We start from the raw sequence: 15,551 nt of genomic DNA, 5'->3' as shown, positions 1-15,551 counted from the left end.
AAATAAATACTTTTTAATTGGAGGCTTTGGGCTTGATTACAGAAGTTTATCCAGGGATTTACAAAAATGAAATACCCTTACCCAAAAATCCCTTAAGGGCTATAAATAGTTATATTCTGCTTTCGGATACAAGAAATCTAGTCATAGATACGGGCTTTAATACCTTAGAATGTCAGGCTGCCTTGCTGGAAGGCCTCAATGAATTGGAGGTTGATCTGAGCAAGACCGATCTATTAATTACTCATATGCATACCGATCACTCAGGTTTAGCTCCTGTTCTGAAGAAACTGGGGGTAAATACTGTATATTTCAGTGAGGTCGACGGAGATCTTTATAATCAAACTTCTAAACGTGATGCTTTCTTTCAGACCCTTAACAAAATTTTCGGCTTTAAAACTGATGTTGCTTCTGCGTTTGGTAAAGAGTTTGGCAAAAGGCTTGCTGAGCCTCTGGAATTTACGCCGTTAGCTGAAGGAGACAAATTACTTATAGGAGATTATTGTTTAGAGGTCGTGGATATTCCCGGACACACTCCGGGACATATTGGCTTATATGATCGAAGTCACAGGCTGTTTTTTTGCGGAGATCATGTTCTCGATGAGATTACCCCCAACATCACCTTCTGGGGATTTGAACAGGATATTTTAGCAACCTATTTGAGAAGCCTCAATAAGGTTATCGAGTATGACATCGATTATCTATTTACCGCGCATCGTAAGATAATAAGAGACCACCGTTCAAGGATTAAAGAACTCATTGCTCATCATGATGAAAGGCTCAGAGAAGTCCTTGATATTCTCTGCGAAGGGAGAAAGACAACCGGCGAGGTAGCTGCTTCGATGCACTGGGATTTGAATTATAAAAAATGGGAGGACTTTCCTCATCCGCAAAAATGGTTTGCTTCAGGGGAAGCGTTGTCACATTTAGAGCATTTGGCGCATATTGGGAAGGTCGATCGTATCGAGGAGGATGAGGCCCTTTTTTATCAGCTTAAATAACAAAGAAGAGTTTTACACGGAAAGGAAATCATGCATAAGAGTTAACGGAATATAGGGAATGGTAAAAAAAGGAGCCATTATTTTACAAAGTTTGTGAAATGATGGCTCCTTTTTTATCTTCAGAACCAAGATTCTGGATGTTATGAACAATAGTAACAAAAAAATGTCCGGAAGTGGGATTATAGTTAAATTATAAAATCACTATAGGAGGGGAACCAATGTCTATCGTAAAAGTAAGTGCATCGGAAATGAATTCACGAATAGAACTTAAGGTTAAACAGACAATCCTTATAAATGTATTCCTGATGACCATAGTCATTCTCGCAGCTCTGGATTTGGTGGTTACTTTATTCAGGGGCGACTCTTTAGCAGTTTACACAAAGTTTCTTCTTGTTGATTTTATCTTGTCAGTATTCGGGGTAGTCTTTTGTTCAGATCTGTTGATACAACAGGGCCAAAAGTTTTTAGGCTATTTCTACTCTTATATGCTTTTTTTATGGTCATGTCTAACAATCATTAAATTAGTTTGTTTTTCATAAGAAGATCAGAGAAAGGACTTTGGAGGATTGAACTTAGGTAGGGAAGCAAAAAACGAAGTTTTGCTGATAAAAAGCTGTTCTGCAGATCGTGGGCAAGAGCAGCTTTGTTATGTAGATTAATCTCTCGAAAATCGTTTTATTATATAAAAATATTGACTAAATCCTATTTTAAGAGGAAGGAGTCCCTGCAGATTTGGCGAATTCTGATAAATGCTGTAGCAAGAAAGGTAAAAATTAGCTATGAAAACGTCTTCTTTTGGCAAGTATGAAAGAATCATTAATAAAGGGACTATGAATGTCATTATTTTCGCTTGTGTTATTATTGTTATCGCGATAATGACTACAGGCATATCCAGCTATGTTATCGTAAAAAATGCCATGATCGAGAAACTGCAGAAACAAGATCTTGTTTATATTTTGAAGTCTATTTCGGCTCAAATTGATGATAGAATCGATAGAGCCAAGGAAACGTCCTTAATTCTTGCCGATAACCCTGAAATTATACAATGGTTTCAAGAGGGTGAAAGGGACGAAACGTTTAAAAAATTGTTTATAGAACAGATGACAGATGTTGCTAAAACCTTGAATTACACCGTGTTTTTTACTAATCGAAGGACAGGTCATTACTGGACAAATTCTAATTTGCTTACCGATACTATGAGCAAGGATAATGCTTCGGATCGCTGGTTTTATGATACTTTGGCTTCTCGCCAAAAAATTAACCTGAACATAGATCATAACATAGTGCTTAACCAAACGAATTTATGGATTAATACCCTGATGGGTGATCCTCATGATCCGGCGGGGGTTGCTGGAGTAGGAGTGGATTTGCAAGATATCTCCAAAGAATTTGGTAATTATAAAATAGGAAATGGGAGTAATTTGTGGCTTATTGATACGACCGGTAAAATAAGTATCTCGGACGATGTTGAGCAAAGCGGGGGACGTCTCTCTGAATACTTACCTGCTGAGATATTTACTGATATTCTAAAAGATGCTTCCAATGGAGAGTCTTTGAAGGTTGTTAGTTATGTCGGCCAAAATGGACAAAAGGATTTAGTTTTTCAAAAGTTAAAATCATGTAATTGGATACTGGTCTTTCAAATTAACCGATCAGAGACCTTAGGACTTCTTAATTCTATTATGATCAATACCTTAGTGAGTGTTGCCGTAGTTCTTGTTTTCTTGATTCTTGTTTTTTATACGGTTTCTTCTAAAATTGCTAACCCTTATAAGAAAGCGCTTCAACTAAATCTTGAATTAGAAAAAGAAATCGAAGAAAGAACTAGTGAACTACGTGAACAAAATTTAAAAATTACGGAGAGTATCTATTATGCCAAAACAATTCAAGAATCAATTTTGCCTTCCTCGGAAGTTCTGCAAAGGATTCTAGGCAACCACTTTGTTCTCTGGAGACCAAGGGATATAGTCGGTGGTGATTTCTATTGGCTTAGAGAGACGAAGGTTGGTTGGATTTTGGTGGTAGGTGATTGTACAGGACACGGCGTACCGGGTGCTTTAATGACAATGGCAGTTAACTCGATACTTAGTAATATCGTTTCTAAAAACGAAGTAATAAGTCCGACTGATATGATCAAGAATCTTAATCATCAATTAAAAGATGCTCTTAACAAGGAAAAAGGTGATTTTACAACAGATGACGGCCTTGATGCTGCTATTGTAAGTTATGAAAGCAGTGGGAGATTATTATTTGCGGGGGCTAAAATGAATATGTGTTTAGCTGCCTCCGGGCAGGTGACAGTTTATGAGGGACATAGGAATGGGATTGGATATATAAAATCGATCTTTAATGATGAAATCTCCGATACCATAGTAAATCTTAGAGCTGGCGACCGAGTATATTTGACAACAGACGGTTATGTCGATCAGAATGGAGGCCCTCATAATTATTCCTTTAGTAAACGCAGATTCCGAACCAACCTTCTTAATACCTTGGATCTCCCAATAACGAAACAAGGCGAATGGCTGGAAAAAGAGCTCACTTCTTATCAAGGTCAGGAACCTCAGAGAGATGATATTACTGTTCTTGGTATAGAGTTTTAAATTATGATTATGGAAAGAGGGGAAAATGGGATGATTCACCTTCAACAGCTAAAAAAATCACTTGAAGAGTACCGTGTATTGATCTGTTTTTCGGGGCAATTCTCCCAAGGTATTGTAGAGCAACTCTGCGATTCTATTAAAGGACAATTGAGCGAAGGCCTGGGAACAAAGCAAAACCCTATGAGAGTAATCTCTATTTTTGTCGAACAGGCTCAAAATATTATAAACTACAATCAATTGAAAAAAAGTCATAAATATTATGATCAACTTTTAGAATCGAGCATTGTGACTATAGGCAAAAATGGGGAAAACTTTTTTGTTACATCCGGTAATGTTATTGATAACAAGGACTTGCAGCCTCTCCTAAAAAAAATCGATTATCTTAATTCACTTCAACCAGGAGATTTAAAGACTCTTTACAAAGAAGTTATGAAAAACGGAGGACTTGAAGAACCTGAACGAAGTGCAGGCTTAGGTCTAATCCATATGGCTCGCAAAGCAAGATCACCTATTGAGTACGAAAGCTATCCGATTAATGAGGAATTATCTTATTTTCAAATCAATGTGAACGGTTAGGAGTTGGAGAAGGATGGAGAGGCTATTCATCAAGGAATCAAAAAGTACGCCCCTTGTAGATTTTGATTCGGATAGGGGTTTGCTCGTTTTAAAGGGACAATCTTATCCGGAAGACCCTTTTGCTTTTTTCAAACCTATAATAGAGTGGGTTAAACAGTATTTAGCAAGTAATCCGAAAACTGTTTCTCTGGAATTTACGTTGACGTATATTAATACCAGCAGTTCAAAGTGCATCATGATGCTCTTAGATGTCTTGGAAGAGTCCTTTGACAATGGATTGACCATCGATCTTAAATGGTTTTGTAATGAGGAAAATGAGTATGAGCAGGAATGTGCTCAAGAATTCCAAGAGGACTATACATTTCCTTTTGAAATAGTACTAGTTTAATGGCTATTCAATAATAAGTTCTTCTGGGATTTGAAGAAAGTGGTGATGTCCTTTGAAAGATCATAAAACGTTCAACAATATTTTTGAAGAAGAAATGGCCGTTTATCACGAGGCTAGGGATTTTTTAAAAAAAGGTGATTTAAAATTTTCCGACCTAATGGTCAAATTTAATAGTTTAATTAATCAGTATTGCCGTTTAATCAATATAACTCGACGGCTCTGCAGCATCAGCGATGTACAAAGCAGAGACTTAAAACGGAAAGAACGAGAGATACAGAATATCTTGGATCATTCGGACCAAGGGTTTCTAACCTTTGGAAAAGATTTGTTGATTCATAAAGAGCATAGTTCAGAATGTATCAGGATATTTGGCCGTAAGATCGTGCATAAAAATATATTGGATCTTCTGCGCAGCGAAAATGAAAATCAAAATAGACTCATTGCCGATGTTTTGCATAAGGTTTTTGATCTTCCTCCCGGGGAAGTTCAGTTGTCTTATATTAATGAACTTCCAAATTTGCTAAAGATACAAGGGAATTATATTAATATTAAATACAAAATGATTTCTGATGGTTTAGACGATCAAAATCAAACATTGATGGTCATTCTTACAGATATCACTGAAAAACGGAAAACAGCTGATCAGGTCTTATTTCTTAGTTACCACGACAAGCAAACATCTCTGTATAATAGAGCCTATGTTGAAAGCATCATTCCTCAACTTCAAATTGAGTCAAATCTTCCCTTAAGTATTGTTATGGCCGATTTAAACACCTTAAAACTTGTCAATGATGTCTTTGGGCACGAAACAGGTGATAAGCTTATTGTTAATGCGGCACGGATATTCCTTTCATGCTGCCGTAAGAGCGACATTGTAGCTCGGTGGGGCGGAGATGAATTTATAATGATACTCCCCGGCGCAAATCAGGAGGTTTGCACAAGAATATGCAATAACATAAAGTCAATGTTTAAGACCCTGCCTGCAGATCCTGTTGATCAGAGCGCTTCTCTGGGATCAGTTACACTCGACAATTGGGAATCTGATATAATCAGCCTAATCGGTGTGGCGGATCGTGTAATGTATAATAACAAATTAATTGAGCGGAAGAAAACAAGGGAGATGTTTGTTTCCAGCGTCGAGAAAGTTCTAGAGATTAAATGTCCTTCCTATCTGGAGCACAATGCTCGAGTTGAAGCCTTAGCCCGTTCATTTGTCAAGCTGCCGGGTGTTGAATTGAACTCGCAAGAAATGGATCGGCTGATCTCGCTGGCTCGTTTTCATGATATTGGCAAGGTTGCAATTCCCAGCGAACTCCTGAAGAAAAGCACTTCACTGACTGAAGACGAGTTTAAAATTATACGTCAATATCCCGAAGTTGGCTATAGGATGGCCCATTCCATGGGAGAACCTCTACTGGCTCAGTCCATTTTGGCTCTTCGAGAATTTTGGAATGGAAAGGGTTATCCGCAAGGCTTGAAAGGAGAACAAATTCCTCAAAGTTCCCGTATTATCTCCATACTTGATGTGTACGACGTTATTACTCATGATCAACCCTATCGTAACAAGAAAACAAATGAAGAAGCTTGTCAAGAATTACAGCGGGGTGCGGGCGCCCAATTTGATCCTCAGCTGGCGAACATTTTTGTAAATAATCTACCATCACTGTTATCCTAGGATAATTTAGGCGGCAGTTTTTTGTAAAGCAAGAACCGAAGCAGTTTGATTCCAAAGGAGGTTAGTAGCTTGATAACTGTTGATTCAAAGGCACTTCGCTATCTTCAGGAGAGAACGTCATCTGTAGTCCTTGGCTTGGAATTAAATCCGTCAATGGGTGGCTGAGCTTGTTCGGCAGAGCACGTAACAGGTAGTTACGTTCCGAAAATTTATCTGAGAGAACCAGAAACTAACGAACTTTTTAATTTTAATTTCCAAGAAATTGGGACACTAAAAATATATTATTCCTCAAGAATCGGGGTTGCACAAGGACATCAAGGTATCAAAATTAAACTTAGAAAGCTGTTGTTCTTTAATTGGCTAACATTAGAAGGAGCTAAGGTACTTTAGTGAACCCGTTCAGCTAAAGCTGAACATTGTTGCTTCGATGACGAAAGTGTCCATGTGGACACTTTCGCCGAAAGCGCCTAGCCCATAACAAATGCTATCGAGCTGAAGGATGAACTCTACTCCCACCGATCCTGACAACTTTTTCATAAATCTTCCACAGTTTGTTCATAGGAAACACATACCTTAGACGTTAAAAAGTAGTAAATTAATAGCAGGCGATAACCTATTTTCACTTTGAAGATCAGGGTTATTGTAAAAACATATGGAGGTGTTTGGTTCCTGCTATGATGAAATCTACAAAAACAAAAACTATTGTAATAGCTACGGCTATTACCACTCTTCTTTCAGCAACAGCTGTTTATGCAGCCACGCCAAGCTACAGTTCCGTACATGCTCAGAATTCTATGCGTGCAGCAAGAGGTGGGTTCCAAAGTCATTTGGTTGGTTTGGTATCCTCAGGTACGCTGACGCAGTCTCAAGAAGATGCCATTCAAAATGCGGTAAGTGCCGTCGTGAAAACAAATGAATCCAGTAGTGGGCTTCAGAAAGGTCGGACTAATGTCTTTAAGACCGCTCTTGATGGTCTTGTAACAGCCGGGACAATAACGTCAGATCAAGAAACAGCGATAGAAAATGCAGTTACCGCCGCAGTAAAGGCCAGTGTGTCTCAAGGTGAATTTAAAAAGGACTTGAGCGATGGCTTTAAAACCGTTCTGGATGGTCTTGTAACGGCTGGGACTATAACTACAGATCAAAAGACTGCGATAGAAAATGCAGTAACTGCCGCAGTGAAGACAAATGGGTCCCAAGGTGAGTTTAAGAAAGGCCAGAGTAATGGCTTCAAAACCGCCCTTGATGGTCTTGTAACAGCCGGGACAATAACGTCAGATCAAGAAACAGCGATAGAAAATGCAGTTACCGCCGCAGTAAAGGCCAGTGTGTCTCAAGGTGAATTTAAAAAGGACTTGAGCGATGGCTTTAAAACCGTTCTGGATGGTCTTGTAACGGCTGGGACTATAACTACAGATCAAGAGACTGCGATAGAAAATGCAGTAACTGCCGCAGTGAAGACAAATGGGTCCCAAGGTGAGTTTAAGAAAGGCCAGAGTAATGGCTTCAAAACCGCCCTTGATAGCCTTGTAACGGCCGGAACCATAACTTCGGATCAAGAAACAGCGATAGAAAATGCGGTTACCGCAGCGATTAAAACGGGTGTTACGAAAGGTGAATTTAAGCAAGGAACTTCCGACCTGTTTAAAACTACTCTAGACAGCCTTGTAACATCTGGGACTATAACCTCAGATGAAGAAACCGCTGTTGAAAGCGCGGTTACCTCTGCAGTGCAGGCAAGAGTATCCAAAGGCGAGTTTAAGGGAGGATCTTCCAACGGAATTAAGACTGCTATAGATGCTCTCGTCACAAACGGAACCATTACTCAAGCACAGGAAGATGCTATCTTTAACAAGTAATATTATGAAATGCTCTCGTGGTATATGTTTCCAATAGCATTGAGTTGGCGACTCATACATGTGGCATCATGAGAAGAAGAGAGAACCCAAATTATAGCGTTCTCTCTTCTTTTCTCCGGGTAATACCTGCCTGACCTTCATCTCTATGCTATGACGTCACTCTTTTGGGCAAAACAACAACTCCGCATCACTTAGGTTATAGAAAGATGGTGCGGAGCTTTCTGTCTTGGCTAAAAACTTGTTTGAATTTGGTTAAACTGGTCAAGTAAGTAGTTATGATCTAAATGAAATGTAGATTTCATTGTCCCTTTAAATCTTGAAATCCTTGATAGATAAGGTCAAAAAGTTGTTTAAGGTCTTGTACTTCAACACAAGAGAAGGCAACGCGCACATCGCTCTCTCCCAGGGAAATAACGCCTATGCCATAATGATCGAGGAGATGAAGGCGCAAAGCTTCGGCGTTCACGCCATGTTTCAGTTTCATACACATAAAGTAGCCAGAATTAAAAGGATAATAATCCCAGGCGTCGTTATAACTTCCTTGACTAAGGATTTCTTTGACTTTAGTGGCACGACGTTTTAAAAGTTCAACTTTTTGATTTCTCTGGACTTGAAATTCAGATGACTGAAGGGCATTTAAAATAAAGGATTGAGCGGGATGAGATGCACTGGAAATTGCTCCCCGAATACTTCCCAAGGCCTTGTTTTCTAAGGCATCCAGAACTGCCGGAGACTCGCTGGCAAAGGTAATAAACCCAACCCGAAAGCCCCAGACAAAATCTTCTTTTGTAGCTCCGTCAACTTTGATTGCCAGTATTCTGGGATGGATGTTGGCAATCCGGGCAAATAAGGATTCTTTGATGGAGTCCTCGTAAAATAACCCAAAATAGGCATCATCAGTAAGAACAACTAAGTTCATACCTTCCTGGGCAACTTCTTTCAGTACTTCGATGATGTTCGTTGCCTCTTCTTCACTTGGAGTATACCCCGTAGGGTTATTGGGAAAGTTAAGCAGTACGACAGCTTTTCCGTGTTCCTTTTTAGAAAGTAAAGCTTTTTTCAAACCTTGAACATTAAACGCTCCCTGCTCGTTATAAAAAGGAAAGGTAACATTTTTTGCTCCTCGACGAACTCCGAAAATGAGATTGTAATTACCCCATAATTTTTCCGGTAAAACTAAAGGATCATTTTCATTCATGAAAAGATCGGCAACAATGCTTAAACCATGGGTCAGAGCATTTGTAACAATGGGATTGCTGAAGGATTTATCCTTTAAGGAAGGGTTTTCATGAAGCATTTTCTTCCGCCAAACCTGCCTCAGTTCAGGTTTGCCTGCAGGAGGTGCATAAGGATACAGATTCTTAGGATCATACTCAGATAATGTGTTATGAATTACGGGCAGGAACATCGGTTGATTTCCTTCCGTTGCAATCCCTATGGTGGCATCAAATCGATGGGCCTTCTGCTTCGCTTCCGCAGTCTGAGTTAAAATCCCTTTAGGATAATACATATTCCTCCCAAGGTCAGACAGTAATTCGTAGACATGAGGATTTTCCTTTTTTATGCGGTCATTTAACTCTTGAGCAATTTCATTCATGAACTCTTCTCCCTTTCTTAAGTAAGCCGATCTCTTTGCTGTAAAGTGAAATAAACTTCGATTTTGCTAGAAATTGAAATTAGGTATGAATTTGAACTAGATTAATCTAGTATCATTTAGAGTTGTTATGATATAGGTAACTAAATTTTACACTAAAATGACGGTTTCCTCCACTAAATGTAGGATAAAAATTTTAGAGATTCTTGGGGGAGTCTTACGAATGGACAAAATGTACTAAAGAAACTATAGCTGGAAGCTAACGCTTCCAGCCTTGTTCACAGAGAGCTGTTTTTTCTTAGGGGGATGGCCCTTATCCGACAATCTTATTTTAATTTGCCTAAAGCAGTTTCGATTCGCTCTAAAGCCTTTTGGATATTCTCTACGGAATTTGCATAGGAGAAACGGAGATAACCTTCTCCATAAGAGCCAAATGAGGTACCTCCCAGACAGGCAACGCCGGCATCGTTCAAGAGATAGTCGGCAATTTCCTTACTGTTTCTGTTAAAGGATTTGAAGTTAGGGAAAACATAGAAGGAACCTTCTGGTAAGAGACAGCTAACTCCTGGGATTGAATTTAAGCCGTTGACCATAAGGTCGCGGCGTCGTTTGAATTCGGCAACCATTCTGTCGACATCTGTTTGCGGTCCAGTGAGAGCCTCCTTGCCGGCCATTTGAGTAAAAGCCGAGGTACAGGAATTTGAATTAACCATTAACTGAGAAATCCGATCCGCAATCTCCGCAGGCATTACTCCATAACCTAACCGCCAGCCTGTCATGGCATAGGTCTTGGAAAATCCGTCGAGAATGATTGTCCAATCCAGCATACCGGGTAATGAAGCAATGGAAAGGGGTTGTGTATTTCCATAAACGATTCGGTCATAAATCTCGTCGGAAAGGACAAGGATTTCTTGACCTCTTACTAAGTCGGCAATGGCTTTGATATCCTCATTAGTGAGTACTCCGCCTGTAGGATTGCCGGGAGAATTAATAATGAGCATTTTAGTCTTAGGGGTAATCAGCTGAGCCAGTTCGTTTACGTCCAGGCGAAATTGATTTTCTTCCCGCAGGGGTATGGGGACCGGCTTGCCGCCAACAAAGCGGATAACTGATTCATAAATGGGAAAGCCGGGGTTAGGATAAATAACTTCGTCACCGGGATTCACAGTTGCCAGAATGGAAAAAAACATAATTGGTTTTCCTCCTGGAACTATGACGATGTTTTCCAGTGATGTGTCGACGTGTTTATGACTGCGAATATACTCGGCAATGGTTTCTCTGACTTCGGGAATACCTGGTGCAGGCGTATAGTGGGTGTACCCGTTTGTGAGAGCAAAGCAAGCAGCATCAATAATATTTTTGGGTGTATCAAAATCCGGTTCGCCGATTTCTAAATGAACGATATCCTTTCCTTGGGCTTCCAGAGCTTTGGCTTTTGCCAAAACTTCAAAGGCAGTTTCTGTACCTAACAGGGACATTCTTTCAGCAAATAACGGTTTCATAGAGTGGCTCCTTTGCAATTTTATTTAAAAATAAGATTAAGAAGCATTATTTAAAACAAAGTTTCTAATATTTTTAACCCTTAATTGAAGCTTTATGTCTTGGCGTGATTACGGCAGCCGTTTCCCAGTATTCAATTCAAGTATATTAATACTAGAGTGTTAGTTTGGATTTGTATACTTTTGCAACAAAGGTTAACACTACCATAAATCATAATGGACAGAATTGGAAGGGAAAATCTTTGAAAATGCGAACTTTTTTGTTACTCAGCAGCTCATCCTTTGCCTTATTCGTAGGTATTATCCTGATATCATCTCGCCTACCTTCTCCAATGCCGGAACAGGCTGTGGAGGGGAAACTTGTCTGGCAAAAAAATAACTGTATAAGCTGTCATACCTTATTCGGCAATGGGGGATATGTAGGAGAAGACTTAACTAATATCACACGGAAGGAGACTCCGTCCCAAATCGTTAACTATCTTATAAAGCCGCCGGTGGTTCCTCCGAATAAATACACTCATCATCCGGGCCTCGCTAAAAAAGACGCGCAAAACCTGGTGCATTATCTGGAGTTCATCAGTACCATACCAACATTAGGGTGGCCGCCTCAGCAAGAGAAGGCGGGAAAAGAATCATGAAATTGCTTAGTTTTTTACCTTTCCTAGGAAAAACGCAAAAACCTGTGGTTCGAAAACAGCAGTTTTTAGCCCAAAAAATAAGCCGCAGATATTGTTTTACGGCAGTAACGTTATTTGCCCTGCAAAGTGTAGTGGCTGTGGCCGGAGCCATAGATCTGGTGATACCTGATTTACCCTCTCCGATTCCTTTTGAGTTCGGCAGGGCAATCCATTTAGGGCTGGCTGATCTTTGGCCACTCATTGGTACTATGGGAATGGTCTACTATTTCATTACAGCAGAGCTTGATCGGGAGATCTATTCTCCCCCGCTGGCTCGCTGGCAGTACTGGATTGTTGTTCTATTCAGTTTGGCTATTTTTACAAGTTTGTCCTTTAAAATTGGAAATGGCCGGGAATTCCTGGAGGGATTGCCCGTCCTGTATATGGGGATTTGTATTTCCTTAGCTTTTGCTACCTACAATCTTCTTCGAACGTTATTCATGGTCAAAAATAATATCACGCCGGCGGCCGCAATTATGACCGTAGGGATAATCTTTCTGCTGCTCTTATTGCTGCCGAATACTATTTTTTATAGTAATCCTATTGCAGATGAGGCAACGAAGTTCTGGGTTGTCCACTTATGGGAAGAAATGGCCTTCGAACTTACTTCTGCCGGCTTTATTGCAACCTTTTATGTTGTTTCTGGACTGGCTGATCGCGCTAAAATAGAGAAGTGGCTCTATCTTGAAGCTTCTTTAGCTGTTATTGGGGGTTTGTACGGAACCGGTCATCATTATTATTGGATTGGCTTTCCCGCCGCTTGGTTAGCCATAGGCTTCTTGGTCAGTATTGTAGAAGTCATACCTGTGGGACTATTAGCCCATATGACCTACACAGGATTAAAATCCAAAAAGATTAGGAGCCGTCGAGAAAAGCTGACACTATGGCTGGTGCTTAGCAGCCTTTTTTATCATATTACGGGTGCATCTCTCTTGGGTCTCTTAATAAGCATACCTTGGATAAACCTATATATGCACGGGACTTATGTTACCTCCGGTCATGCCCACTTGGCGTTATTCGGCAGCCTTGGTTTTGTCGTTTTAGCAGGGTGTTATTACATCCTTAGCCGCGGAAGTGAGCCAACCCTTAAAGGGTACAAAAGCGGCGTTTTAGCGGTCATCTTGCTAAATGTTGGTTTGCTGAGTATGGCTTCGGCTTTATTAACCGCTGGCCTCAAAGAGACTTACCTGTGGCGATATTTGGGTATGGATTTTGAACAAGTGCGGCTGCAGTTGAATCTCTATTTGTTTATAAGGGCCTTCGGGGGAACTATTTTCGCTCTCGGAGATCTTTTCCTGTTCTGGCTTATTTATAAAACATGGAAACAAACATCTCATTAACCTAACTTTAAAATGGGGTCTTATTATGCAAATCATAATAACAAGTTCTTTTTGGCTCTTTTTACTAATTCTCTTGTTAGTCTTGCAGTTGTCTTTAGTCCTCATCGTGATCCTTAAACCAATCACCCGTTACCTGGTAGGGAAAGAGATCAGCTCTTTAATGGACAGGCTTCTTTCAGATAAGTATACTCAGAACCTTATGGAAGTTTGGCCGGCCGGAAAACGAATATCTGTACTTAACATTCTGGAAATAGGGTTTCGCGCCCAGCAGGGTAAGATAATTACTAGACCTCTTGGTTCGCCAAAGCATTTTCCCGGATTTGATAATCTCATGTTTGCTCCCAACGTTATGACACGGTTGTCACTGCCTGAGAATACTTCAATGAATATGAAGGTGACTATTGGTCCTAAAGCTGCCAAGCCGATGATCATCGATATTCCAATTATGATCGGAGCTATGGCATATGGAGTCGCTTTGTCAGAGGAAGCAAAAAGGGCTTTGGCAAGAGCAGCAAAAACATTACAAACATCGACCTGTTCCGGAGAAGGCCCTTTTTTGCCGGAAGAACGCCAAGAAGCAGGAAAATATACGTTACAAATATCACGTTGGGCTTGGGGGGCAAGGACTCAAGAGCAAATTGACGCAGCTGATATGCTGGAAGTTCAAATGGGACAAGGCGCGGATATGGGAAGCGTTAGCATAGAAGCCAAAGAATTTCAGGGCAGAGCTCAGGAACTTTCTGGCTTAGCGCCAGACGAACCGGCTGTAGCTTTTCCTGCACCGCCAGGGATTCAAAAGCTCAGTGATTGGCCGGGGTTTATGAAACAACTGCGAAGACAGTCCAAGGGGCTACCTATCGCCTTAAAAATCATGGCCACGGGGCATCTTGAAAATGATCTGGAAGCTGCTGTTAAATTAGGCTTTGATGCTGTTATAATTGATGGAGCTCAAGGCGGTTCTCATGCCACAACTCCCATCAAGCAAGATGATTTTGGCATCCCCAGCTTCTTTGCCTTATGTCGGGCTGTGCGCTTTTTAAATAAAGCTGGGGTTCGTAATCGGATCAGTTTAATTGTGGCGGGGGGGTACTTTACGCCTGGAGAGTGTCTCAAAGCAATTGCTCTGGGAGCAGATGCCATTTATATGGCAACAGTTCCCCTTTTGGCCTTAACCCATAATCAAGTCGGTAAAGTAATACCTTGGGAGCCTCCAACGACCTTAGTGTTTTATGACTCTCCCACCAAGGGTAAACTTGATATCGATCAGGCAGCTACGAGTGTTGTGAACACTATAACCTCCATGGTTCTTGAAATGGAGGAAGGAATGCGCGCTCTGGGAAAATCATCCTTAAAAGAACTTTCCCTGGATGATCTTGTTGCTTTAGATTCTTTGACAGCTGAAGTGACTGGAGTAAAAAGAATTTACTGAGCAGGTCGGTAGGTACCAGCTATTATTAATTTTCTGGCAAAAAACCGCACTAAGCTGTATTTAATACTTAACAAAACGGCATAAACGTGATATTATTTCCCTAGGCAATTGGAAAAGGGGTATGATATGTTTGCAGAGGAACGTCGTGAGAAGATCCTCTCCAAAATCAAGTCCATGAGACGGGTATTTGCCAAAGAACTTGCGGAAGAATTTCAAGTTTCCATTGATACAATTCGCAGAGACCTTACAGTGATGGAAGAAGACGGCCTCCTAAAAAGGACTCATGGAGGGGCGGTGCTGTTATCCAAAGTTCGAAGATTTCCAATGGATGAGAAGATTAGGTTTAGTGAGGGAACTGAGCATCAAAATGCTGTTGCTAAGCTTGCCGCATCTTACATCGAACAAGGGGATACGATCTTTATTGGCGGAGCAAGTATTCATTATGTACTCTTGAAATATTTGCCTGTCGATCGGGATTATACGGTCATTACGAATGCCTTGATTATTGCCGAAAAACTAAAAAATTTTGCCAACATTGAAACCTATATTGTCTGTGGCAAAATTAAAAGCGAAGAAGGAATCGTTGATCCCATGGCAACTGAATTTATCAGAACCTTGCGGATTGATAAGGCGTTTTTGACTGGGGGAGGCATTTCAGCCAATCATGGTTTGAGCAGTTCAACTCCGGAAGGAGCGATCTTCCAAAGAGTCGTTGCAGAGATCTCACGGCGAAAAATATGCCTGGCGAATTTTGATAAGGTGGGAACGGAATTTTTTGCTCGAACCCTTGATTTGAGAGACTTGGATGTTCTTATCACCGATTGGGAAGCTCCTGATGAAGAACTGGAAAAAATCCAACAGAGGGGCGTAAAAGTTTTAGTTGTGAATGAAGAGAATTAATTTGAAAGAGTTT

At 40.6% G+C, this 15,551-nt stretch carries 13 protein-coding genes; 11 read left to right on the top strand and 2 right to left on the bottom strand.

Going from position 1 to position 15,551, the window contains the following annotated elements:
- Positions 1-32 precede the first annotated feature (32 nt).
- From ACPUYX_RS16055 to ACPUYX_RS16025, 7 genes are all read left to right on the top strand, one after another.
- On the top strand, positions 33-998 hold the full coding sequence (locus tag ACPUYX_RS16055) for an MBL fold metallo-hydrolase (RefSeq protein WP_426380645.1): 966 nt from the start codon (positions 33-35) through the stop codon (positions 996-998).
- Between the two features lie 218 nt (positions 999-1,216).
- Positions 1,217-1,537, top strand: a complete 321-nt coding sequence (locus tag ACPUYX_RS16050; protein WP_426380644.1) for a hypothetical protein — start codon at positions 1,217-1,219, stop codon at positions 1,535-1,537.
- A 240-nt stretch (positions 1,538-1,777) separates the two neighbouring features.
- On the top strand, positions 1,778-3,601 hold the full coding sequence (locus ACPUYX_RS16045; protein WP_426380643.1) for a SpoIIE family protein phosphatase: 1,824 nt from the start codon (positions 1,778-1,780) through the stop codon (positions 3,599-3,601).
- 3 nt (positions 3,602-3,604) lie between these two features.
- Entirely contained in the window at positions 3,605-4,177 is a 573-nt protein-coding gene (locus ACPUYX_RS16040) for a SiaB family protein kinase (protein ID WP_426380642.1), read from the top strand.
- 13 nt (positions 4,178-4,190) lie between these two features.
- Entirely contained in the window at positions 4,191-4,565 is a 375-nt protein-coding gene (locus ACPUYX_RS16035; RefSeq protein WP_426380641.1) for a DUF1987 domain-containing protein, read from the top strand.
- 52 nt (positions 4,566-4,617) lie between these two features.
- The gene (locus tag ACPUYX_RS16030) at positions 4,618-6,240 is read left to right on the top strand and encodes a diguanylate cyclase (RefSeq protein ID WP_426380640.1); all 1,623 of its coding nucleotides are present in this window, start codon (positions 4,618-4,620) and stop codon (positions 6,238-6,240) included.
- Positions 6,241-6,914: 674 nt separating this feature from the next.
- Positions 6,915-8,099, top strand: coding sequence for a hypothetical protein (locus tag ACPUYX_RS16025; protein ID WP_426380639.1), 1,185 nt, complete (start codon positions 6,915-6,917; stop codon positions 8,097-8,099).
- Positions 8,100-8,397: 298 nt separating this feature from the next.
- Here ACPUYX_RS16025 and ACPUYX_RS16020 read toward each other — a convergent pair whose 3' ends face one another.
- Entirely contained in the window at positions 8,398-9,696 is a 1,299-nt protein-coding gene (locus tag ACPUYX_RS16020; protein ID WP_426380638.1) for an aminotransferase class I/II-fold pyridoxal phosphate-dependent enzyme, read from the bottom strand.
- A 323-nt stretch (positions 9,697-10,019) separates the two neighbouring features.
- A complete protein-coding gene (locus tag ACPUYX_RS16015; RefSeq protein WP_426380637.1) occupies positions 10,020-11,195 on the bottom strand; it encodes a pyridoxal phosphate-dependent aminotransferase in 1,176 nt (391 codons plus the stop codon).
- 245 nt (positions 11,196-11,440) lie between these two features.
- Here ACPUYX_RS16015 and ACPUYX_RS16010 point away from each other — a divergent pair, with 245 nt between their 5' ends.
- From ACPUYX_RS16010 to ACPUYX_RS15995, 4 genes are all read left to right on the top strand, one after another.
- Positions 11,441-11,830 carry a c-type cytochrome gene (locus tag ACPUYX_RS16010; protein WP_426380690.1) on the top strand — a complete coding sequence of 130 codons (390 nt, stop codon included), beginning with the start codon at positions 11,441-11,443 and terminating at the stop codon, positions 11,828-11,830.
- Positions 11,827-13,209, top strand: coding sequence for a cbb3-type cytochrome c oxidase subunit I (locus ACPUYX_RS16005; protein ID WP_426380636.1), 1,383 nt, complete (start codon positions 11,827-11,829; stop codon positions 13,207-13,209). The genes ACPUYX_RS16010 and ACPUYX_RS16005 overlap by 4 nt, the downstream gene beginning before the upstream one ends.
- 25 nt (positions 13,210-13,234) lie before the next feature.
- Complete coding sequence (locus tag ACPUYX_RS16000) at positions 13,235-14,638, top strand: FMN-binding glutamate synthase family protein (RefSeq protein ID WP_426380635.1); 1,404 nt, start codon at positions 13,235-13,237, stop codon at positions 14,636-14,638.
- 126 nt (positions 14,639-14,764) lie between these two features.
- The gene (locus ACPUYX_RS15995) at positions 14,765-15,538 is read left to right on the top strand and encodes a DeoR/GlpR family DNA-binding transcription regulator (protein ID WP_426380634.1); all 774 of its coding nucleotides are present in this window, start codon (positions 14,765-14,767) and stop codon (positions 15,536-15,538) included.
- Positions 15,539-15,551 lie beyond the last annotated feature (13 nt).

This window comes from Desulfosporosinus sp. SYSU MS00001 (assembly GCF_049943955.1).
GTDB lineage: Bacteria > Bacillota > Desulfitobacteriia > Desulfitobacteriales > Desulfitobacteriaceae > Desulfosporosinus.
This window is presented reverse-complemented; position numbering and strand designations above follow the sequence as displayed.